A 22,606-nucleotide genomic window follows, 5' to 3' on the forward strand; every position below is an offset into this window, starting at 1 on the left:
CAAATTCTCTTTTTCACGAAATACGATTGTGCAGCTTGTTAGCTAAGGTCGGAAAACGATAGACGCCGACAGTTTTTTACAACATAAGTCGAGGTTTCTACATGAGTATCAAACGCAGAATTTGGGCCCTTCCTGTCATCGCGACCGTGATTTTTGGTGTTGGTATTGCGGCCAGTGTCTATTTTTCGACGACAGCGATGAAGTCCATCAAAACTACGGAAACGATTGATTATCCGGTGCTAGATCGATCAAAAAATATCCAAGCGGATGTGCAGGGCATCGTCGACGCGCTCAAACAAGCCGTTGGTGAAGATGATAAAAAAGGTTTAGATGTCATTGCTGAGCGCGCGAAGAAAGTTAAAGAGAAGTTTAAGAACCTTGCCAGCCTACCGGGTCAGCAAGCCTTGGGCGACCGCTTAGGAAAAGAATTTGACGCGTATTACACACCAGCGATTTCGGTTGCCAAGATCATGCTCGGGGTCGATCAAGGTGATCCGCAGGCTGCGATTGGACAAATGCAATCCTCATTAAAAGTACTAGAGGACGATTTAAAGAAGACCGTTGATACAGCACAAGCACAGTTCACCGCCGGCGTTGATCGCAGTGCAGATAATGTGAGCCGCGTGTTATGGACAGTGATTATCGCGGGTTTGATCGTCATTCTGGTACTCGGTGTAGTCTCCTACTTCATCATTCGCACAGTATGGGCGCAATTAGGTGGCGAGCCTGAATACGCACAAGAAATTGCCTCGGCAGTGGCGTCGGGCGATTTGACCATGCATATCGAGGTCGAGCGAGGCGACACAAGCAGCTTGTTGGCGGCACTCGCTGAAATGCAAAGCCGTTTGCAAAATATGGTTTCTGAAATTAAGACTTCAGCTGAAACGATCAAAGTAGCAAGTGCAGAAATCGCCTCGGGCAATACAGATTTGTCTTCTCGTACCGAGTCTCAAGCCAGCAGCTTAGAAGAAACTTCCAGCTCAATGGAAACCATGACCGAAACGGTTAAACAAAATGCGGACAATGCCCGCCAAGCAAACAAAATGGTACAAACCGCGTCAGAAGTGGCAGTGAAGGGTGGTGATGTGGTTAGTCAAGTCGTCACAACGATGGATGACATTAACCAATCGTCTAAGAAAATCGTCGACATTATTAGCGTGATCGATGGCATTGCATTTCAAACCAATATTTTGGCATTGAATGCGGCAGTTGAAGCGGCTCGGGCAGGTGAACAAGGTCGTGGTTTTGCGGTGGTTGCGTCTGAGGTTCGCAGTCTGGCACAACGTAGCGCGGCAGCGGCAAAAGAAATCAAAACCTTGATTGGTGACTCAGTGGATAAGGTCGCGACTGGTTCTACTCTAGTCGATCAAGCAGGTCAGACCATGGAAGAAATCGTTGCGTCTGTTCGCCGCGTCAGTGACATCATGTCGGAAATTACCGCAGCAAGTCAGGAACAAAGTACTGGCATTCAAGAGATCGGTTCCGCAATTAATCAAATGGATGAAATGACGCAGCAAAATGCAGCATTGGTTGAAGAAGCTGCGGCCGCTGCAGAGTCATTAGAAGAACAAGCGGATTTGTTGACCAAAGCCTTGGACGTCTTTAAGTTGAATAACACACACAACTCGGCCAAACCAGCCAGTCGTGCCGCACCAGTCAAACCAAGTAACAAAGCGTCACCAGTCAGAATCGCTGCTGCGCCGTCAGCAAGCAATACCAAAACGGAAAAAGAAAATGATGATTGGGAAGAGTTTTAAATCGAACTGCTAGTACTTCTAGCCCCCAAAAAAAAGCCAGCGTATCTCTATGGAATATGCTGGCTTTTTTATTGAAAATTTTATGAGAAAATTAGAGGCACACAACTCTCAACAACGACAGCCTCAAATTTCTGTACAACCTAGCTTGAGCAATACTATTTTATTTGGCCTTCAAAAATGCTTGTGCCAAAGCGACCCAATAACTCGCGCCAATCGGTAACAGGTCGTCATTAAAATCATAACTTGGATTATGTAGATTGCATGGTCCTAAACCATGACCAGCGCTGCGATGATCGCCCGTACCATTTCCTAAAAACACATAACAGCCAGGCTTGGCTTGCAGCATGTAAGCAAAATCTTCGGCACCCATAGTCGCTTCGACTTGTGTATCGACATGATCACTACCGACCAAATCGCGCATCACCTGTATCGCAAATTCGGTTTCATTCACATGATTGATTAATGGCGGATAGTTGCGTTGAAACTTGAATTCAATTTGCGCATCAAAAGCCTCTGCCGTAGATCTTGCGATGGTTTCCATACGTCGCTCAATTAAATCGAGCACATCAGTGCTAAAGGTTCTGACGGTACCGATTAATTTAGCCTCGTCAGGAATCACATTGGTCGCGCTACCCGAATGAATCTGCGTCAAAGATAATACTGCGGGTTCTAAAGGATTGACATTGCGGCTAACGATGGTTTGCCAACTTTGCGCAATTTGGACTGCGATCATGACTGGATCAATGCCTTTTTGCGGTTGTGCTGCGTGAGCACCTTTTCCAAGTACTGTGACTTCAAACTCGTTAGACGAAGCCATCATCCCGCCTGTCTTCACAGCGAATTGACCAGCCGCAATTCCCGGCCAATTATGCATACCAAATACCGCATCCATCGGGCATTTCGTAAACAAACCATCTTCAATCATCCGACGTGCGCCGCCACCACCTTCTTCCGCTGGCTGGAAAATCACATAAACCGTGCCATCAAAATCGCCCGTTTGCTGCAAATAACGTGCAGCACCCAATAGCATCGCGGTATGTCCATCATGACCGCATGCGTGCATTTTTCCTGGATGTTTTGATGTATGAGAAAACTGATTGATCTCTTGCATAGGCAAGGCATCCATATCCGCACGCAAACCCAAAGCACGCGAGCTAGAACCGCGCTGAATCACGCCGACCACACCGGTGCCAGCCATACCGCGAATCACAGGAATTCCCCATTCCTCTAGCTTTTGCGCAACCACATCAGCGGTGCGAAATTCTTCAAAACACAATTCAGGATGTGCATGGATATCTCGCCGAATTGCTTGGATTTCTTGTTGGAATTGTAGAATAGGGTCAAATAATTTCATGCTTATCTCCAGACTGCTTTTATGCGAATACAGAGCTAAAGTGTAAAGCATTTCCCTTAAAAACAATGCAGCTTGATTTGGGTACTATCAAGGAAGTAATGAGGCGCGAGAAATTAGGAATAGAAACTGGGTGTAGAGGCAAATCGAAATACGAAAGCGAAGATGCTAGATGAAAGATAAAGAAAATAGACAGAAAATTAAAAACAGTTAGAGAAAATAGCTGAATGAACAATAAAAAAGCAAGATATATATTTGGTTTATATCTGGTATACGAAAAATCAAGCAGACTTATTTGCTGCACTGCGATAAAGTAACTCCTGTCTCCTCCAACACCTCTTAAAGGTTTGGACTTAACCCGCAGCCTAGGCTAGCGGGTTTTTTTTTCGCCGCAACAATTTACGATTCAATTGACCAAAAGAAAACAGCGCCAATTGATCAATTGGCGCTGTCGATTATTCGAGAAAAAATGAGATTTTAGTGCAACAAAACAGCCTGTCCCATATAGGAATCAAATTTAGCAAGAAACTCGTCAATTTCTTCTATGCTAGGCTCATTTGAAATCAATTCTTGTACATCGTGACGGAAGGTCTCGGCCTGAATCCCACCAATAAAGCATTCACGGCGCACGGATTTATCGGTAATTTCGTATCCACCAAAACGTAATACTTCATGATCTGTTTGTGCACCAAACTCGACCACGCTGTATTGGTCGCTGTTATAAATAATATTCATTTTGTTCTTCCTCGCTGGTATTTATCTCTATTCAAGAACAAACCAAGGTGCTTTTGATCGATTTTTGGAGGCTAGACGAATCTGCTTCCGTATGAATAGTTACGGCAAGGAAATGGCTGAACTTTAGCTCAAAGTATTATTTCATTTTTGCGCTGCAAAATGCGCGCGTAAGTTGGACTTGATAAGGAAGTATTCAGAGCGGGCAAATGTTCTGCATCGTTCATAGCGATAAACAAATGACTAAGCCCTTGGCGCAATAAGCGATTTAAGGTCACACGCATGGCAATCTGGCCGATACAACAAAAGCAGCCTGGTGCGATCCGTTCCAATTTGATATGTGATGATGCTTGCAAAGACATGGAACCAGTCGGCAATCCTTCTAGCAATACACCATATTTTTGATACTCTGCAGCAGCGCAGAGTTTTTGTAGCTCGGTAGTTATCCAAGCTTCTCGCTCAGAATAACTACCTCCTGCAACAATGGTTAATCTAGTAAGCTTAGTTGACTCAAGCTTACTCGCCACGCTTACCATATTTCACAGATTCAACGCCCAATTGCTTCAGTTTGCGATACAAATGGGTACGCTCTAAGCCGGTTTTTTCAGCAACACGAGTCATGCTCCCACCTTCGCGATGCAAATGGTATTCAAAATAAATTCGTTCAAATGCATCACGCGCTTCGCGTAAAGGCAAATCAAAAGATAAATTATTAAATGAATGTTGATGGTTCTGCAGCATGTGATTTCCCATTGAGAAATCACGATTTTCATAGTTGGCTGGCGTCGCTGAGAACTGTGTAGTGGCAACGACATTAGAAGTAGTTTCCGATACATTGACGCGTGCAACAGGCACCACTGGACGTGGTACTTCAATATTTCTGGTCAATCCTTGCTGTACCGCTTTTAATAACTTTTGCAGGGCAATTGGTTTTTCTAAGAAATTGAGCGCGCCGATACGGGTCGCTTCAACCGCAGTATCAATCGTAGCGTGACCCGACATCATAATTACTGGCATCGTCAACAAACCATCACGCTGCCACTCTTTTAGCAAAGTCACGCCATCGGTGTCAGGCATCCAAATATCTAACAAAACCAAGTCAGGGCGCGATTGCGCTCTTGCTTCGCGAGCTTGTTGTGCATTTTCTGCTAATTGAACGACGTGTCCCTCATCGCCCAAGATTTCCGAGAGTAGCTCTCGAATTCCCATTTCGTCATCGACGACTAATATGTTTGCCATAAATCTACCCTAAACCCTACTCCGCTATATTTACGTGATGTCATTCTTCTCTAAGGAAGCTCTTGAACTATTTTTGACCTTAGTTTTATCTTGATGAGATCAAACCTCGCATCATACTAAGGTATTTACATCTGGTGCTAACTTTAACAGCAAAATCGAAACTTTGGCACCGTTTGAATCAGTTCGATTTTGAATATCGATCTTACCGCCATGTTCATCGACAATTTTTTTCACCATCGCCAAACCTAAACCTGTACCGCGCGGTTTAGAAGTGGCATAGGGCTCGAACGCGCGAGCCAATATTTTATTGGAAAACCCTGGTCCATTATCGATCACTGACAAACGCACAGCGACTCGCTCTGTTTTATCAGCGCTAATGTAATGAACGATTTCAGCAATCACATCGATGCGAGGAATCTGTCCAGATTTTACATTTTCACTCACCGCATCCTGTGCATTTTGGAGCAAGTTATGTATGACTTGGCGAATCTGGGTCCCATCCCCCATGATTAAAGGCAAATCATTAGCGATTTGTAAGTGAATAATATCGCGTCCATCACCCGATAAGTATAAATGCAAAACATCATCAATTAAGGCAGATAAGTTAATCTTTGACAAAACTGCTTGCGGTATTTTGGCGTAATCACGGAAATCATCCACCATCCGCTTCATCGAGGTCACTTGATTGACGATGGTGGTCGTACTCTTACTCAAAAATTGCGCATCGAGCTCGTTTAATTTATCCACCAATTTCATTTGCAAACGTTCTGCTGACAACTGAATTGGCGTTAAGGGGTTTTTAATTTCATGCGCTAATCGACGTGCTACTTCACCCCACGCAATCGAGCGTTGCGCTGAAATGATGTTCGTAATATCGTCGAAAACGATCACATAACCGACACCGGAATTGACTGGAAGATGTGAGCCGCGCGCCAATAAGGTAACGCCTTTTTCTTCTTCGCTATTAGCGACTAATTTATCGCCTTCATTAATTCCTTCAAAAATCGAACTAGGCAATTCGATTTGTTGTTGCCAATGTTCTTGTTCGGGACCGCCAGCCGATTGTGCATGTTGTTCTGAAAATGCTTTATCAATTGCTGCCGCAAATACTTGTAGCCCTTGAATCTGCGATAAAGGTTTACCGATTTCTTTATCCAAGGCACGTCGTAAAATTCGCTCAACGGAATGGTTACAACTCACCAGACAAGCATTTTGATCTAACACCATCACACCGGCAGACATACTACCTAACACCGACTCTAAATAAGCCTTGGCGTTTTCAAGTTCATTACGATTTTTTTCTACCGCGGATCTGGCTTCAAATAATTGATGCGTCATCGTATTAAACGACTGCGTCAAGCTACCTAATTCATCTGAGGTGGTAGTGATAGGGCGGGGCGACAAATTGCCTTCTGCGACCGCTTTGGTACCTTCAGCCAATAATAAAAGCGGTCTAGCTAATTCACCAGAGATAAAAAATGCTGCGGTAATAGCGCCAAAAATCGCAAACAAAAGAAGCAAAGTTAAGGTGACCAAGTACATATTCTTCAAACCATTACGACTTGAAGATCGCTCCCGATGTTCCGCAATCGCGTTGGTAAATACTTTTGCTTGCGTATCTAGTAATTCAGGGACCGCTTGAATAACTTGTAGATAGTTTCGTTCTTTTTGAAAGCGAGAATCAATACCCGAAGATTGCAGAGGAATAATCACCCGCAAAAATTCTTGGTTACTGTTTTCGGTATTAGTATGTTGGTGTGCTTCGGTAAACAAATTACGGGTTGCATCTTCGCCAGCATGGTCTACATGACTACTAAATTGCGAATACTTACCTTCGGCACGCACCGTTTGTATCATGCCTGCGGTGGGTAACTCTGGCACCAACACGCCTGGGTTTTCGTTCGATGTCGCAATCACGCGCCCACGGTGGCTAACAATGGTGGCTTCCTTCACCTGCATTTGTTCGCGCAAACGAGATAAGCGGATAGGCAAAGAAGATGACATCGAACTATCGGCAATATCAGCAAGCTGATTCGCCATACTACGTGCCTTACCTTCGAGATCTTTTAAAGTGTAATCTAAAGCCGTATGCCCTAAGTTCACACCAGAATTTAGCAAGGGATCGAGTTTGACGATAAACCACGAATCAATCGAACGGGTAACGAACTGCACTGACACCAGATAAATCAAAGAGCCCGGCAAAATCCCCGTCAATGCAAATAGAATCACCAATCGCGTCATAATCCGCGAGCCAAATTCGCGTTGACGATAACGGCGTATCAATTGCCACAGCAAGGTGGTTACCATCGCTAATAAGCCGCAAGCAACCACCGCATTCGCCATTAATAGCAAAGGCAGATTTTCATTGATGGCACGAAAACGACTTGAGTTTTCTGTCGCTGTCATCAAGATGAACAACAAGACGCTCATCAGAACGCCGCCAATCACCAAACCTTGCCGCAAAAATCTTGTCACTTGTCGTCAGCCTTGAACGTAAATCGTTTCCACTCAGAGGCCAAACGCCAATCACTATTGCTAAACGAAGTTATTAACATGGGTTTTGATAATTGATTGCTGTCCAGTTTAAGGCGCACAGCAACATTGTAGGTAGCACTCGGGTTTAGCGCTTTTTTATCGGCTACTAGCCAGCGCCGTGGACGCCACACTAAAGCCATCGCTTCTTCTAAGCTAGCAAAATTCTGTTTTAAACCACCATTCACCGCAGCAGTATATTGACGTCGCCACAAATCATATTGAATTCTGACTGTCTGCGAAGAACGTATTGTTTTTTCATCGAACCAATACCAACGTGGTCGATTGATTTCAACCTCTGCCGTAAAGGAAACTGGAATCCCTTCGTTGATCGCATTCTTTAAATCCGATCCCAATTCAAAAGAGAATGAGACAAAAACGCGGTAGCCTTCATCGGTGCTTTCCAGTTTCGCATTCATTACTTCAACGTCAGCGGCTTGAACATAGGCGGACGAAAACAGCATGGGCGCGAAACACATCAGCGCCCATGCAAGAAATATTGATCTCGAAATATGGATCAAGCCTTTGAACATGTGAAAACCAGAAATTCCTAAACCAAGTAATTCAATAAATAGTAAATTATTAAAACTCAACAAGTCTTATTGACATCATAACTTGAAACAAGTTTCAAACTTCTGGTTTTTGAAACAAGGCGTAAAACAAACCATCGTGTTCGTTGTTGATTTCTGACGTTGGTAGTAACTGTCCAGGTGCATCCAAGCGAATTGCTGCGTGTCGTTGTGCAAATGCCTTTGCTTGATTTTCCGATTCAATCGGCCAAATTGAACAGGTCGCTAGCAATAACTTTCCACCCGGTTTTAGCATGCGCCATAAGTTATCCAAAATACGACTCGAAGTGACTGCTAATTGTGCCGCATCGGTTTTACGACGCAACCAACGTATATCGGGATGACGACGCACAACGCCCGAAGCGGTGCAAGGCACATCAGCCAAAATTCGATCAAATTGTTGACCATCCCACCAATTCGACCAACTCGCATCTCCTTCTTTGATAGTGGCAAACAATTGGAGGCGCGCCAAGTTTTCATGTATTTTGTCTAAACGCTTAACATCAACGTCAAGTGCCAATAAATCGACTTTTGCCAATTCCAGAATATGTCCGGTCTTTCCGCCGGGTGCGGCACATGCGTCTAATACTTTATGACCATCTTGTAGATCCAACAAAGGTGCAGCCAATTGTGCAGCGGCGTCTTGCACCGACACCATGCCTTGGGCAAACCCTGGAATATTTTGTACCGGCATCGCTTTACGTAAGCGAATCGCAACAGGGCCAATTTGGCTTGCCTCGATCTGCGCTTGTTTAAGCAATTCCAAATAATTTTCAACCGAGCTCATTCTTTGATTGACACGCAAGGTCATGGGCGGCGGCGTACTAGCGGCATTTAAAATCGCTTGCCAATCTTGTGGATAGGCGGCTTTACATTGGTCAACCCACCATTGTGGATAATTCCAACGCGCTGCAGCTTGTTTCACGACAATCGGTAATAGTTCATTTTTCTCGCGCAAAAATCGACGCAGAACTGCATTAACCATACCTTTAGCGAAGATCATATTAGGTGAAGAGGCTGCTGCGTTGACAGCTTGATCAACCACAATAAAATCGTCGTAAGGCGCTTCTTCAATATCTTCTGTGACGAGTAAGCTCAAAGCACAGCACAACAGTCCATAAAGTACCGGTGGTTCTGGTGCTTTTGAAGTCATTAAGGAAATCAAGGCATCTACACGACCAATTTGTCGCATAGTGCGATAAGAAATATCTTGAATCGCGCCACGTGCTTGTGGGCTAGCATCTGTTTGTGTAAAAACTCTCGATAATGCCTGCGGTAAAGCGACGCCTTCTAAAACATAAGCAACGGCTTGTGCAGCACCAGCTAAACTAAATGCCAAAGAATCTGATTTAATCTGCAAAGTTTCTGGCTCGGGCTGCACTGGCTTTGTTGACTGAATTGGTTTCGTCGACTTGCTTGCAGTTTTTGACTGAATAGGTTCTTTACTAAGCTGCGCTTGCGATGCTTTGCGTGTTGGACGCGTTAATATTTTTCTGCTCGGCTCTACCATAAGAATTCCATTATTCTTTACTTATTTAAATTCGATTGTATTCAGTGATTTCATCGACGAATCTTAGCGTCGTCGTTGTTACTGTCGGTGACGTGGACTGACTTAAACTAATCCTTCATCTGGGATGAAATTTTGTTGATCTAACCAGATTCGCACATCTTCAAATACCGTTAATGCGTCTAATTCATTAAAAACTTCGTGATAAAAGCCGGGATATATTTTTGTTTGTAAATAATGTCCATTTGCCGAAGCTTGCAGTTTTGCTTGAAAATTTTTTGCTCCTTGCGGATTGACGACGACATCGCCATCTGCAATCAATAGCAGGCTTGGAATTTTTAATGCGGTCGCATGATCTTTCACATACTGCATCGTAGTTAGCATGCTTTGAAACAAACTCGCACTGATTCTGGCATGGACTAAGGGATCATTTTGATATGCTGCAACGACCTCACTATCATGCGACAAATAACGTCCATTAGTGCCATGCCCAACCGCTAGATGCGGAACCACAACGCGACTAACTTTAAATAAACATTTTTCTAACCAACTAGTATGAACTGAGAAGGCTGGCGAAGACAAAATCAAACCGCTTAAGGGTGTTAATCCTTCCAATGCAAATCGGGTCGCGAACAAACCACCCATGCTGTGTGCCAATATCAATGGCGCTTGAGTTAATTGTTTAGAGAAGTCATGAATGACCAATCGCATATCACGTAAGATTGCATCCGCATCGGGAATATCACCACGAGCCCCAGCAGATTGGCCGTGCCCACGAAGATCAAAACTTCTTACCTTAAAACCTAAGGCATTAAAAAATCTGGCGACATGTACATAGCGACCAGAATGCTCACCAAGACCATGCATGATCACAATTCCAGGTGCATGTTCAGAATGCTCTAGAGGCCAATCACGGATAAACAGAGAAGTGCCGTCAACAGCGTCTAAAAAAAATTCATTGGTATGTTCTACATGTGCGGTCATTGCTTTATATTCCCCACAAAACATCCGTTTGTTTTTTGTTTGCGGCTTTGAGCATTTCTAATATGGGATAAAGACGCGCTGATAAGCTAACGAAATCGCGTTTCTTTCTTTTTTCAATTTCATCTAAATCTTCTTCGTCTTCCAATTGCATTTTCTCTTGTTGTAGACGTTGTTGTTTGTCTGCTTCGATTAATTGTTCAATTTGCTGTATCGCATTTTCACTTTCAGCAGCAGTAATCACGCCACGATCGACATTTTTATTCAACATCTCTAATACCGAGGCGATATGTTCTTTATACATAATCACTTCAGCTGCTGCTTTTGATTTAAAAATAATTAGCATAATAATTTTTTAGAATAAATTTAATCGGTGAAAATACAGCAGAATCAGCACTTTAATTAAGTTTGATCGAGTCAAAAAACATATCCGCAATATCGGGGGTAAATGCTTTTTCTTCTCCCATCATCACGATTTGCATAACCCAGGGACCATGTTGAGTAAAACGAGCTAGCATTTTGATCGCTTGTCCATTTTGCTTCTTGCCGATCGCGGTAATCGTGTTTTTGGGGCTGGAATGATGACTAGAATTAACAGCAGATGTGGCATTTGTTTGAACTATTGAGCCCTGAATATTTTTTAACATCCCTGCTTGCATAGCGCTCAAAGCACGTTGCTGCTGTTGTGCTTGTAAACTTTTATCATTGTTTTCAATTTTTGCATAGGCGATCGCAAAGCTGAGTTGATTCACATCAGCGGCTGTCATATGTAATTTGACTTTGATTCCATCAAGCTCTATGTCTCGACTATGTGTTGCCGGTTTTCCAGGAAAAGTAGCGACAAATGGCGCGTCTGCGTTTCTAATTTCACGCCAATCAAATTTGGGTGTACAGGCGGTAATACCAAACGCTATCAAGATAATAGAAATCGACTTGAGTAAGTTATTCATACATTTTTTCCTACATATTTTTTGAGCAATATTTATAAGATAGAAATTTAAAAATTTTTATCAAATAGTCGAATGGACTCCATTGTAGGTCATGTATCGCTTGAACTGACATTCAAATTCATCTCTTCAAGATTTTATCCAGTCATTGCGCTGATTTACTTGGTATTTACTTGCCATTTATCCGCTCAATTTACCGTTGATCTATAGCTTTACACGCTTAATCGCAGAAGCATAGAACGGTTTTTTTTCTATTGCTATTGTGTAGTCATAGCAGGAACCGAAAGCGGTAAATCAAATACCAACAATGAGGAGAACAACATGACTACACAAAATTTAGAAACACAAGCCAATTCATCGACAACAGAATTGATAGTGCTTGAAAACGCTTCATCCGAATATGCAGAAAAATCGACTAACTCAGGAGCAGAAAACATGAACACGAATACTAAAAACCCAGTGCTTGAATTTGTTTTAAACGTGGCAGAAACAGCTAAATATGTTTGGCAACGTTATGCAGAATGGATTATTGATGTCTCTTGGGGAAAATTATTGCTGGCTAGTTTGTTGACATTAATCGTCGGTGGTTTGTTATCTATCCAATCCTTCGCAAATTGGCTTGTCATTGGTTCTTTGTTACTGAAGTGTTTTATTGGCAAAGAAGATCAAGTGCAAACTAGCACAACCGAAACACATAAGCCGGCAGAACAAAAGCCTGATGAGGAGAGCTAACATGAAAACGGATGATAAGAACAAAGTACTTTTGTTCATGCTGGATTTGATGGAGACAGGCAAAGTATTTTGGTGGAAGTTTTTTGATTGGCTGGCCGTCATTTCATGGAGCTACCTCATCTTTGTCTCGTTCTTAGCAATGATCATTGGTGCGATCTTAGGCTTAGGCGGATTTATACCTCTGTTAGCTTTTGTATCAATCATGATTAAAAGTTTGGCAGGCGGCAAACGTAAGGCGGAATTAGTAGCGACTGATGCCGTGACACGCGCTGATGTTGAAGCTTTAGAGCGTCGTGTTTTAGAAGCCGAAATGGCGACTTTGCAAGCACAGATTGAACCACATTTTTTATTTAATACCTTGGCTCTGATTGGCCAATTGATAGAAACGGATCCACATCAAGCATCGATTGTTCATCATCATTTAATTAAATATTTACGTGCCGCTTTACCGCAAATTCGCGAACAAGGTGGTGGCAAACTAGGGCAACAATTAGAACTGTCACGCGCTTACTTGAATATCATGCAAGCACGTATGCAAGAACGTTTGACTTATCAAATTGAATGCCCAGCTGCGCTAGAGCATGTCGCTTTTCCATCAATGATGATACAGACTTTGGTCGAAAATGCGATTAAGCATGGCTTAGAGCCAAAAACAGATGGTGGTCACATTCAGATTATTGCGCGTCAAGGTGAACGGGAAATTCAAGTTGAGGTTAGTGATAACGGTATTGGTTTCGATTTACATGCAGATGATGGAATTGGTTTAAGCAATATTCGTGAACGTTTAAAAGTTTTATATGGTTTGAAAGCGAGTTTGGTGATCGAGATTCCTGAAACCGGTGGCGCTAAATTGACATTACATATTCCAGAAACAAATAATGAACATGCATAAAATCACAGCAATGATTGTGGATGATGAAGCCCCAATGCGGGCACATCTACGTAGCAAATTAAATCAAATTTGGCCTGAACTCAGCATTATTGCGGAAGCGCAAAATGGTATTGTGGCGATAGAAGAAGCAGAAAAATTACAACCACAAATTATTTTTTTAGATATTCGTATGCCAGGAAAAAATGGTATCGAAGCAGCAGCTCAGTTGGCGCAAAATGCGATACTTATTTTTGTTACTGCTTATGATGAATATGCAATTCAAGCGTTTGAACGCGGTGCGATGGATTACCTATTAAAGCCTATCGACGTAGAACGTTTGCAGCAAACTTGTCAGCGTTTACAACAAAGAATTGCAGAAAAAAATACTAGTCAGTTAGCTCTATCAAATACCAATCAAGATCAAATAAAAGTAGAACAGCTAAAGCAAGAACATCAATCAAAACAAGTAGAACAATTATTGACACAATTAATGCAGCAACAAATCCAACAAAAAGAATATTTGCGTTGGATACAAGCCAGTGTTGGCAGTAGTTTGCGCATGATTAGTACCAAAGAAATTTTATTTTTTAAATCGGATGAAAAATACACTTTGGTACAAACAGAACAAGCAGAATTTTTGATTCGTAAAACCTTAAAAGAGTTGGAAGATGAATTAGATCCTAAAGAATTTTGGCGCATCCATCGATCTACATTAGTCAGAGTCAGTGCGATTGCGGAAGTTACGCGTGATTTTCGTGGTCGACAAATGCTAGGTTTAAAAGGATGTTCCGAAAAACTCGAAGTGAGCCGCAATCATACCCATTTATTTCAACAAATGTGAATTATTTCAGCAGTTTTTTTTGAGACGAAAAAAGCGACGTTTTTCTTTTAATTGAATAAGTTTATATATATGAATAGTAGTAGTTGTTAACGTTGAAATATTTTGTGGATAAGCGAAGTTAACCATGCAAAATCAAGGCTCTATAGAAAATATAAGTAGGCGGAAAATCTTTGTATGAATACTCAACAAAATTTGTATAAGTTTTTGTGCTTGAACAAGTAAGTGGGTTCCACACAAAATCTCCAACACTTATACACAGCCTTATCCACAAAAAAATATTTTTCTTATTGTTGTTTTTGTTGGCAACAGTGTCTTAGTCGATTTGTATTTTTCGATTTTCAAAATAATTCTTCAGAATTTCTAAGCTATACGGTGCGGCAACGTTTTTGACAAAACTAAGAAAGTCGACATCTGCTGTTTCATCGGCGCTATCAGAAATTGTACGCAAAATCGCAAACTGTAAGTTTTGTTCATCACAAACTTGCGCTATCGCTGCACCTTCCATTTCTACCGCCAATAAATCTGGTAAAGCTTGTTTCAACTCGCTTAACACATGGCTATCGTGAATAAATTGATCACCACTAGCAATTAATCCTGTACGTGTTTTTACCGTTTGCAGTTGAAACTCTTCAATTTGGCTTGCAGAAAAATGTGCTGGCATCGTTTGTATAAATTGGCTGGTCGCATTTTGCAGTGCTTCTTGTAAATTTTTATCGACAAGAAAGCGTGATTTTCCCGTTAAAGGAATTTCAAAACGCGGAAATAACGGTGATGCATTCATATCGTGCTGTAGTAAGGCATCAGCGATCACGATATCGCCGACCTTTAAGCTTGGATCAGCAGCACCTGCCACCCCACTTAAAATCAATTGTGTCACGCCAAAATGATGGATTAAGAGGTTCGTGGTACTTGCTGCGGCTACTTTTCCTATACCAGCTAGCACCATGACTATCGGATGTCCGTAAAACTCGCCTTGTATGAACTCACGTTTAGCGATGTGGTGGACTTTTTTATTGCTGATGAAGTTTTGTAATCCCTCTTGTTCTTCACGCATAGCAAAGATGAGACCAGTGGTGTTGGGTTTAATAGAAATAGACATGTTTGCTAAAAATGGCTGGGTGAGAGTAAGCAGCTTTGTTTTGTATACATAAGGTATATATATACATAGTAGTAGTAGTTAACGTTGGCAAATTTTGTGGATAAGCGCGTTTACTGAATTGAAATCAAGGATTTAGCGCAAGGATAAAGACTAGGACAATGCTTGTACAGAAAAAGAATAGTTTCTGCATAAGATTTGGGCTGTGGAAAGCATCTGTGGTTTTGCACATAAGCTCCTCAAGATATGCAAAGACTTATCCACAGATTTTTGGCGTATTTTGGTGTTAAGTGAGTATGAATTTTTGTAAATAATTAGTTGGATTTATTTATTTTTTCAAACACAAATAGGGAGCCATACAGTGCGCATCGATCTTTGCTTTGTAATTCTTGATTCCTAAGAGGATTGGTTTGCCAATGCGATTCTGTTGATTGAAAGACGCGTTGTGGAAGTGGTAATTGTGTGCCTAAACTACGAATAAGCACTTTGGCACCAGGCGCGGCGCAACGATTAATTTCTTGCCATAGTGTGTTGATATCGTTCGGATGTAAATAATCGAGGTGATCTTGTAAGACGAAGGCGTCGATCGATTCTGCGTGTTGCTGTTGTAGAAAATCGATTAGGCGACTTTGTTGAGGATGTACGCGATGTGCGTATTGGCGTAGTTGTGGAAAGACCGCCTTTTGTAAATACAAAGGTAGACTTTGTTGTTGTGTAATTTGGTAAGTTTGGCCTAGTACTTGCTGTGCAAAATGGTTATCGTGAAGCGCAAAATCACAAAATAGGCGACGTAATCTTTGTATCAAAATTTGTGAAACTTCGTCTTGATTGGCGTTTTTGACGCGACTGATTTGGTTTTGCTTAAAGCCTAATCGATGTAATACGAAGCGACGTCGCATTAAGAACAGAAAGTAAGGATTCTGTAATGCTGGCAAAATATCTTGCTCAAAAATACGATTTTGCTGTTCTAGATTTTGTGCTTGTTGCAGCTTGTCAAAACGTGCCCCGAGCTGTTTTAATAAAAAGCGTAAACAACGCAGGCTAAGATTGTAGTAACCGTGCTCTTGTAAATTTTGGCTAAAAGCATAGTAGCGTGGACGACCTAGTAGATTGCGCTGTTGCCAATAACGACTGGCTTGATCGGATAAATTGGCGCGCAAATGGCGTTGATAGCGTTTTAGATTATCACTTTGCTTTGGTAAGGCTAGAAATTTCAAGACAGCGTCATAGTCTGGCAAATGCATTAGGGCTTTGGCTTTAATCTCAAGCAAGGCTAATTGGGCTGGATTGTTATCTACACAGTGCACCGCAGCGGGTTTGGTGCTGAGATAAGCCAAAGCATGACACGCTCCGGCGGCAATAGTCACGATATTCGCTGCAGGCTTGAGCGCTAAGGCTTCTAAATCGATATGACTATCGGCCCAAGTTTGTGATTGGATTAATTTGTTTTGCGGTTTAGCTTCAGAAAAAAACTGTTTCGTCGCGAAAAAATCAAGAACCCAATTTTTGAAAACAGAACTTAGTGTTTTATTCTGAAAATAGGCTTTCGTATTCATGATGGACACCTGAAGTTGGGCTAGAGTTGAGCTAGAAATAAAATTAGGACTTACTCTAGGCTGATCAGGTGACAGGCTTATGACAATTATTTTTATCTATCGAGGATTAATAATTTTTGTTTTTGCTAATTGCCTGAGTTGGTCAAAGTTGACCACAGCTGACTGCTATCGGTGGTGGCGACAATTCTGGTTTTTCTCCTGCTTTTGGATGTCTTACGCAGTAGGTTCCGTAGGGCGTCTTGATTTTACTTACAGGTCGACCATCGTAAGCAAATTTCTTCTCAACAATTACACCCTCGCGTTGAATTTGCGCCGCATCGGCGATGGCATTTGAGAATTTTTTCATTGCTTCACTACTGTTTTTACTATCTGGCCTAAAGTTTTTCTCTTGTTTTAAGAAATCTTCTTTTAAGCTTAGGCTTAATTCACGGATATTTTTTTGTAGGGGAATTGCTGTCGTTGCGCTTGCTACTTCTGAGCTTGGGTCAGGTACAACTACTTGCATCTCAGATTTGCTAGAGGTTGATATTGCGTTTGATTCTTGAATCTCGTTTTTGTTATCGATTCGAATTGTTGGTGTAGCCTTGTTTATTTTTGAGGCTTTCGCTTGCTGGATTGATTCAGCGGGGCCTTGTGTAGATTGGCGCGAAGGTATCGCACTTAAAAATAGGACTTTGTGTGAGTACTTTGGATTTTGGTTAGATGTTACTGTCCTTAAGAACAACAAAATTGTCCCTATGTGTATCAACAAAATAAGGCAAAGGCTTAGGTATCGGTAAAAACGATGCTTGGATATTCCGCCTTGGATAGCTTGAGTTTGTTGGAAATACATCAAATAGGATTTGAATAATTTAGACGAGGACTAAGTATTTTTGCACGGCGATAGGCGGAATTTAACACGCCTAGCTTGTATCAATTCATTTACTTTAATCACTTTTTCAAAATAAGTAGATACTTTTTTGCCTTTTTTTAGAACAATAATTGCTAATTTTAGGCTGTGATGAGACTTTGTATTTACTTCTATTTTGGTGATAAATGATTAGGAACCGCGCGACCAAATAAGGGTCTGAATAAACCCGCAATTTGATGATGATTTGACGATGTTCTGCGCTTGTGAGAACAGTGGGCTTGAGCGATACTGCGGGCTTGCTTATCCGCGTGTTTGGATAAATACAAAATAATTACACTTAAAAAGAAAGGCAATACGGAGATGGATTTTAGTAACCCAACCAGCATCACTTTCATTATCTATATCCTCGCGATGTTAGGGATAGGATTCGCCGCTTGGCGTTTTACGAATAATTTATCCGATTACATTTTAGGTGGCCGCAGTTTGGGTGCTTTTGTCACGGCGATGAGTGCTGGTGCATCGGACATGAGTGGCTGGTTGTTGATGGGTTTGCCCGGAGCTTTGTATTTTTCGGGGGTTTCTGAAAGTTGGATTGCGATTGGTTTGACTTTAGGCGCTTGGTTTAACTGGCATTTGGTGGCAGGTCGTTTGCGTGTGTACACCGAATTGACGAACAATGCGTTGACTTTGCCTGATTATTTTACGCATCGCTTTGAAGATACCAGTAAGTTATTACGGATTATTTCTGCGATTGTTATTTTGGTGTTTTTCACGATTTACTGCGCTTCTGGCATGGTTGCTGGTGCGCGCTTATTCCAAGAAACTTTTGGCATGAGTTATAACGTATCTTTGTGGGCCGGTGCTGCAGCGACGATTATTTATGTGTTTATTGGTGGTTTCTTGGCAGTGAGCTGGACCGATACAGTGCAAGCGACTTTGATGATTTTTGCTTTGTTATTGGCACCAGTGATGGTGATTATGCATGTGGGTGGTTTTAGTGAAGCGATCACCGTGATCCAAAACATCAATCCTAAATACACGGATTTATTTAGCGGTACTTCCTTGATCGGCATTATTTCTTTGTTGGCTTGGGGTTTGGGTTATATGGGACAGCCACATATCTTGGCGCGTTTTATGGCTGCGGAAAATTTTGGCACGATTAAGAACGCACGTCGTATCGGTATGACTTGGATGATTTTGTGCTTGGGTGGTGCGATTGCAGTCGGCTTCTTTGGTATCGCTTACTTCGCTATGCATCCAGAACAAGCGGGCGCGGTGACGGCAAATAAGGAAACGGTGTTTATCTCTTTATCGCAAATTTTGTTTAATCCTTGGATTGCCGGTATTTTGTTATCCGCAATTTTGGCAGCGGTGATGAGTACTTTGTCTTGTCAGCTTTTGGTGTGTTCATCTGCTTTGACAGAAGATTTTTACAAACCTTTCTTCCGTCCAAATGCCTCACAAACTGAGTTGGTGTGGTTTGGTCGCATGATGGTGTTAGTGGTTGCTGTGATTGCGATTTCGATTGCGGCGAATCCAACTAGTAGTGTATTGAGTTTGGTTAGTAACGCTTGGGCAGGTTTTGGTGCAGCATTTGGCCCAGTGGTCTTGTTATCCTTGATCTGGCCTAAGATGAACCGCAATGGTGCTTTAGCGGGTATGTTTGTCGGTGCCTTGACGGTGTTGGTGTGGGGTGAGTTCAAATGGTTTGGTCTGTATGAATTGGTACCAGGCTTCTTCTTTGGTTGCGCTGCAGTTTGGATTGGCAGTCAGTTTGGCGCACCAGCATCAGAAAAAATGAAAGCAGCATTTTCAAGTATGCGCGCGCAAATTAGCTGATTTAGATTGATTGAATCTAGAAGCAAAAAGGGCGGTAAGGTGAAAACTTTACCACCCTTCTTATTTTTCTTTTCTCAGTTTTAAAATTACTTATCACTGAGTTGGTTTTTACGCCAGTAGTCTGGATTTGATAAAACCAGCTTTCTAATTTCTGAGTTTGTTACAGCAGCAAGTTGAGGAACATGCTCAAATTCATGCTTGGCATACCAACCTTCAATTGAAATGTTTTCTTCGTCTGTCGCTATAAAAACACCGTCAAGATAAACATAGGTTTTTCCTAGCTCAATTTCAGATTGCATGGCCTGCATATTTTCAATCCATTCTGATATTTCTTCATGTGTAGCTTGCCTTTTACTGTAGCTATACAGATCTTCAGCTGCAATTTCTTCCCATGTTTTGTCAATTTCAGTTGCAACAGCAAAAGAAAATGCCTTTCTGCATTTTGTGCATGAAAATAACCAGCCACAACCGCACCAAGGGCAATCTAATTGCCCGGGATCGCCAACCAAACTTTCCGTACAAGAACAAAATGAAATGAACTCATCATTCTTTTTTGTTAGATATAAAATGCTCATTCGTTTTCCGTGCAATTTAACTAGGGTTTTTCCGCTACAGTCTTCAAGTTCTTCAAGCCATCTTCAAAATCTGGCCCGACCATTTTATCCATAAATGGAGCAAACAATTTCATCATAAAATTGCCTTCGCTACTGCCGACCATAGACCAAGTGACTTTGGTGGAACTACCTTCGGGCTCTAAGGTTAATGCTCCGTTAGATGGTTTGCCCATACCTTCAAAGTGCAATTCATAATTGACGACTTGGTTGGCTGCCACGGTGGTCAGTTTCATGCCGCCATTGCCTTGGCTTTCACTCTTCCAATCCCATGCTGCGCCAGCACCACTTTCTGGACCTGAAAAGAGGATCGCCAAGTTGGGATCGCGCTGATTCCAGACTGACCATTTTTTCCATTCTTTCGGGCTAGCAATCAAAGGATAGATTTTTTCTGGACGTGCTTGGATTTCAATACTGCGGATCACGCCATAATGATTAGGCATTAGGTAGGCAAGGGCAATGATGAAACCAATCAGGCACAAGAGAGCAATTAGCATGCGTTTGAGGATTTTCATCACAATTTCATCCTTTTTTTCTAAATGATATAGGCCATTGATTGTGCTTGATGGCGAGACTTCAAAGCAAGCGATTCACGGCATTCTTCCATGCTTGTAGTCGACTTGTGGCTTGCATCTGACTAATCTGTGGTAAAAAGCGCGCTTGCTCTTTCCATAGTGAAGCACATTCTTCTGCTGAATTGTAGATACCTGTTTGTAATCCCGCTAGATACGCAACGCCGAGCGCTGTTGTCTCGATTATTTGCGGACGAATGACAGGAATACCGAGCAGATCGGCCTGAAATTGTAAGAGCGCATCGTTGCTTGCGGCACCGCCATCAACTCGTAGTTCGACAATTGGAACGGGACTATCTTTTTGCATCGCCAGTAGCAACTCGGCGGTTTGAAATGCGATCGCTTCAATCGCCGCGCGGGCGATATGTGCAGCCGTACTACCGCGGTGTAAGCCGAAGATGGCACCACGTGCATTGGCGTCCCAATAAGGGGCACCCAAACCGGCAAAAGCGGGAACGAAGATTACGCCATCGCTATCGCTAACACTACTTGCTAATGCAGCGATACCCTGTGCGCTAGGCGCGAGTTGTAACTGATCTCGTAACCACTGCACCACAGCGCCACCGATAAAGACGCTGCCTTCCAACGCATATTGTGAATGTTGATTGGTTTGGCAAGCGGTGGTGCTGATTAAACCATGCTGAGATTGACTGCAAAAGGCACCGGTTTGCAATAAGCTGAAACAGCCGGTGCCATAGGTATTTTTTGCCATACCAGAGTGAAAGCATGCTTGTCCAAACAGCGCAGATTGTTGATCACCTGCGATACCAGCAATTGGGATTGCACTGCCAAACAAATGGCTGGCACCAAAATCATGACTAGATGGATGGACTTCAGGTAGAAGCTGTCGTGGAATATCAAATAAATCTAATAATTCGGTATCCCATTGTTGGGTATGAATATTCCATAACATGGTGCGTGAAGCATTGGTGACATCTGTGACATGGCGGGTCTGTCCGCTGAGTTGGTAAGCTAGCCAACTATCGATGGTGCCAAACGCGAGTTCACCGCGATCGGCCAGCGCGCGCGCTTCTGGCACGTGGCGCAGAATCCATGCGATTTTGCTGGCAGAGAAATACGGATCAAGCAGCAAGCCCGTTTTTTCTTGTATGGTTTTGCCATAGCCTTGTTGCTTTAATTCTTCGCACCAAGCTGCTGTGCGTCGATCTTGCCAGACAATCGCGCGGCAGATTGGTAGACCTGTTTTGCGATGCCAAACAACGGTAGTCTCACGTTGATTGGTAATGCCGATCGCAGCAATGTCTTGTACTTTGATGTTGGATTGCTTGAGCACTTGATGGATGGTGGCGAGTTGGCTCTGCCAGATTTCCATTGCGTCATGTTCTACCCATCCGGTGAGCGGAAAATATTGGGTAAATTCTTGTTGTGATGAGGCGACTAGATTACCGAGATGATCAAAAAGAATAGAGCGTGAACTGGAAGTACCTTGGTCAAGTGCGAGTAAGTAAGCCATGTTTGCGCTCCTATTGATGGTCGTTCAACTGCTCCAGACTTCACCACCAAAAATATCGATTTGGGTTAGATATAGACGGCAATCAAGTTCATATTGATGATAGTTCGGTTCCATATAAGTACAAAGCTGATAGAAGGCTTTGTCATGCGCTTTTTCTTTGAGATGCGCGAGTTCATGGACTGCAATCATTTTGAGAAATTCTTCCGGCACGGTTTTGAATAAACTAGCGATGCGAATTTCATTTTTGGTTTTGAGTTTACTACCTTGGACGCGCGACACATAGGTGTGTGTGCCAAGCGCGTTTTTGATCACATGCAATTTATTGTCGTACACGACTTTGCTGATTTGATCGCCGTTGCGTAGTGCGGCGTTTTTTAAATCTTGGACGTATTGATACAGTGCTTTATCAGTGCGAATTGCGTGGGTTTGCGGATACTTTTTGCGTAAATGTTGTGCTAACTGATCGTTCGCGATTAACTGCCTAACCTGTGCTTGTAAGTGCTCAGGATAGGCGGTTAAGTAAGTCAATTTGTTTGATTCAGTATTCAC

22 protein-coding genes are annotated in these 22,606 nt (G+C 42.5%); 5 read left to right on the top strand and 17 right to left on the bottom strand.

The annotated features are described in order from the left end of the window. Positions 1–101 precede the first annotated feature (101 nt). Positions 102–1,757: a methyl-accepting chemotaxis protein gene (locus IE103_RS07165; protein ID WP_189345360.1), complete on the top strand. Its 1,656-nt coding sequence runs from the start codon at positions 102–104 to the stop codon at positions 1,755–1,757. A 160-nt stretch (positions 1,758–1,917) separates the two neighbouring features. Here IE103_RS07165 and IE103_RS07170 read toward each other — a convergent pair whose 3' ends face one another. The 10 genes from IE103_RS07170 to IE103_RS07215 form a co-directional block, all read right to left on the bottom strand. Continuing rightward, positions 1,918–3,111 carry a M20 aminoacylase family protein gene (locus tag IE103_RS07170; protein WP_189345361.1) on the bottom strand — a complete coding sequence of 398 codons (1,194 nt, stop codon included), beginning with the start codon at positions 3,109–3,111 and terminating at the stop codon, positions 1,918–1,920. A 474-nt stretch (positions 3,112–3,585) separates the two neighbouring features. After that, complete coding sequence (locus IE103_RS07175; protein ID WP_186891486.1) at positions 3,586–3,843, bottom strand: BTH_I0359 family protein; 258 nt, start codon at positions 3,841–3,843, stop codon at positions 3,586–3,588. Positions 3,844–3,971: 128 nt separating this feature from the next. After that, the gene (locus IE103_RS07180) at positions 3,972–4,367 is read right to left on the bottom strand and encodes a GTPase (RefSeq protein WP_189345362.1); all 396 of its coding nucleotides are present in this window, start codon (positions 4,365–4,367) and stop codon (positions 3,972–3,974) included. Then, positions 4,357–5,079 (bottom strand): response regulator, encoded by a 723-nt coding sequence (locus IE103_RS07185; protein ID WP_189345363.1) that lies wholly within the window; start codon positions 5,077–5,079, stop codon positions 4,357–4,359. Before IE103_RS07185 ends, IE103_RS07180 begins: the two co-directional genes overlap by 11 nt. Before the next feature lie 111 nt (positions 5,080–5,190). Then, positions 5,191–7,554 (bottom strand): sensor histidine kinase, encoded by a 2,364-nt coding sequence (locus IE103_RS07190; RefSeq protein ID WP_189345364.1) that lies wholly within the window; start codon positions 7,552–7,554, stop codon positions 5,191–5,193. Next, positions 7,551–8,204, bottom strand: a complete 654-nt coding sequence (locus IE103_RS07195; protein WP_229827160.1) for a DUF4390 domain-containing protein — start codon at positions 8,202–8,204, stop codon at positions 7,551–7,553. Before IE103_RS07195 ends, IE103_RS07190 begins: the two co-directional genes overlap by 4 nt. Positions 8,205–8,238: 34 nt before the next feature. Continuing rightward, on the bottom strand, positions 8,239–9,690 hold the full coding sequence (gene rsmB / locus IE103_RS07200; protein ID WP_189345365.1) for a 16S rRNA (cytosine(967)-C(5))-methyltransferase RsmB: 1,452 nt from the start codon (positions 9,688–9,690) through the stop codon (positions 8,239–8,241). Positions 9,691–9,792: 102 nt separating this feature from the next. Then, a complete protein-coding gene (locus tag IE103_RS07205) occupies positions 9,793–10,671 on the bottom strand; it encodes an alpha/beta hydrolase (protein WP_189345366.1) in 879 nt (292 codons plus the stop codon). Positions 10,672–10,675: 4 nt separating this feature from the next. Continuing rightward, a complete protein-coding gene (locus IE103_RS07210) occupies positions 10,676–11,014 on the bottom strand; it encodes a DUF1840 domain-containing protein (RefSeq protein ID WP_189345367.1) in 339 nt (112 codons plus the stop codon). Positions 11,015–11,066: 52 nt separating this feature from the next. Continuing rightward, positions 11,067–11,618: a hypothetical protein gene (locus IE103_RS07215; RefSeq protein WP_189345368.1), complete on the bottom strand. Its 552-nt coding sequence runs from the start codon at positions 11,616–11,618 to the stop codon at positions 11,067–11,069. 318 nt (positions 11,619–11,936) lie between these two features. Here IE103_RS07215 and IE103_RS07220 point away from each other — a divergent pair, with 318 nt between their 5' ends. From IE103_RS07220 to IE103_RS07230, 3 genes are read left to right on the top strand one after another with little or no spacing between them, the layout of a single operon-like run. Next, positions 11,937–12,347 carry a hypothetical protein gene (locus tag IE103_RS07220; RefSeq protein WP_189345369.1) on the top strand — a complete coding sequence of 137 codons (411 nt, stop codon included), beginning with the start codon at positions 11,937–11,939 and terminating at the stop codon, positions 12,345–12,347. A gap of 1 nt (position 12,348) precedes the next feature. Then, complete coding sequence (locus IE103_RS07225; RefSeq protein ID WP_189345370.1) at positions 12,349–13,239, top strand: sensor histidine kinase; 891 nt, start codon at positions 12,349–12,351, stop codon at positions 13,237–13,239. Beyond that, positions 13,232–14,059: a LytR/AlgR family response regulator transcription factor gene (locus IE103_RS07230; RefSeq protein WP_189345784.1), complete on the top strand. Its 828-nt coding sequence runs from the start codon at positions 13,232–13,234 to the stop codon at positions 14,057–14,059. Before IE103_RS07225 ends, IE103_RS07230 begins: the two co-directional genes overlap by 8 nt. Before the next feature lie 313 nt (positions 14,060–14,372). Here IE103_RS07230 and IE103_RS07235 read toward each other — a convergent pair whose 3' ends face one another. The 3 genes from IE103_RS07235 to IE103_RS07245 form a co-directional block, all read right to left on the bottom strand. Continuing rightward, positions 14,373–15,158 carry a 5'-methylthioadenosine/adenosylhomocysteine nucleosidase gene (locus tag IE103_RS07235; protein ID WP_189345371.1) on the bottom strand — a complete coding sequence of 262 codons (786 nt, stop codon included), beginning with the start codon at positions 15,156–15,158 and terminating at the stop codon, positions 14,373–14,375. A gap of 311 nt (positions 15,159–15,469) precedes the next feature. Continuing rightward, entirely contained in the window at positions 15,470–16,711 is a 1,242-nt protein-coding gene (locus IE103_RS07240; protein ID WP_189345372.1) for a DUF3419 family protein, read from the bottom strand. A gap of 142 nt (positions 16,712–16,853) precedes the next feature. After that, on the bottom strand, positions 16,854–17,216 hold the full coding sequence (locus IE103_RS07245) for a hypothetical protein (protein WP_189345373.1): 363 nt from the start codon (positions 17,214–17,216) through the stop codon (positions 16,854–16,856). Between the two features lie 705 nt (positions 17,217–17,921). Here IE103_RS07245 and putP point away from each other — a divergent pair. Continuing rightward, entirely contained in the window at positions 17,922–19,400 is a 1,479-nt protein-coding gene (gene putP / locus IE103_RS07250; protein ID WP_189345374.1) for a sodium/proline symporter PutP, read from the top strand. An 86-nt stretch (positions 19,401–19,486) separates the two neighbouring features. On the opposite strand, the gene IE103_RS07255 is transcribed toward putP, so the two are convergent. From IE103_RS07255 to IE103_RS07270, 4 genes are all read right to left on the bottom strand, one after another. Continuing rightward, positions 19,487–19,975 (bottom strand): hypothetical protein, encoded by a 489-nt coding sequence (locus tag IE103_RS07255; protein ID WP_189345375.1) that lies wholly within the window; start codon positions 19,973–19,975, stop codon positions 19,487–19,489. Positions 19,976–19,995: 20 nt separating this feature from the next. Continuing rightward, positions 19,996–20,526 (bottom strand): SRPBCC family protein, encoded by a 531-nt coding sequence (locus tag IE103_RS07260; protein WP_189345376.1) that lies wholly within the window; start codon positions 20,524–20,526, stop codon positions 19,996–19,998. Positions 20,527–20,587: 61 nt separating this feature from the next. Then, on the bottom strand, positions 20,588–22,057 hold the full coding sequence (glpK, locus tag IE103_RS07265; RefSeq protein WP_189345377.1) for a glycerol kinase GlpK: 1,470 nt from the start codon (positions 22,055–22,057) through the stop codon (positions 20,588–20,590). Between the two features lie 24 nt (positions 22,058–22,081). Then, entirely contained in the window at positions 22,082–22,606 is a 525-nt protein-coding gene (locus IE103_RS07270; RefSeq protein WP_229827162.1) for a YgjP-like metallopeptidase domain-containing protein, read from the bottom strand.

The organism is Affinundibacterium macrobrachii, from assembly GCF_014652415.1.
GTDB lineage: Bacteria > Pseudomonadota > Gammaproteobacteria > Burkholderiales > Burkholderiaceae_D > Undibacterium > Undibacterium macrobrachii.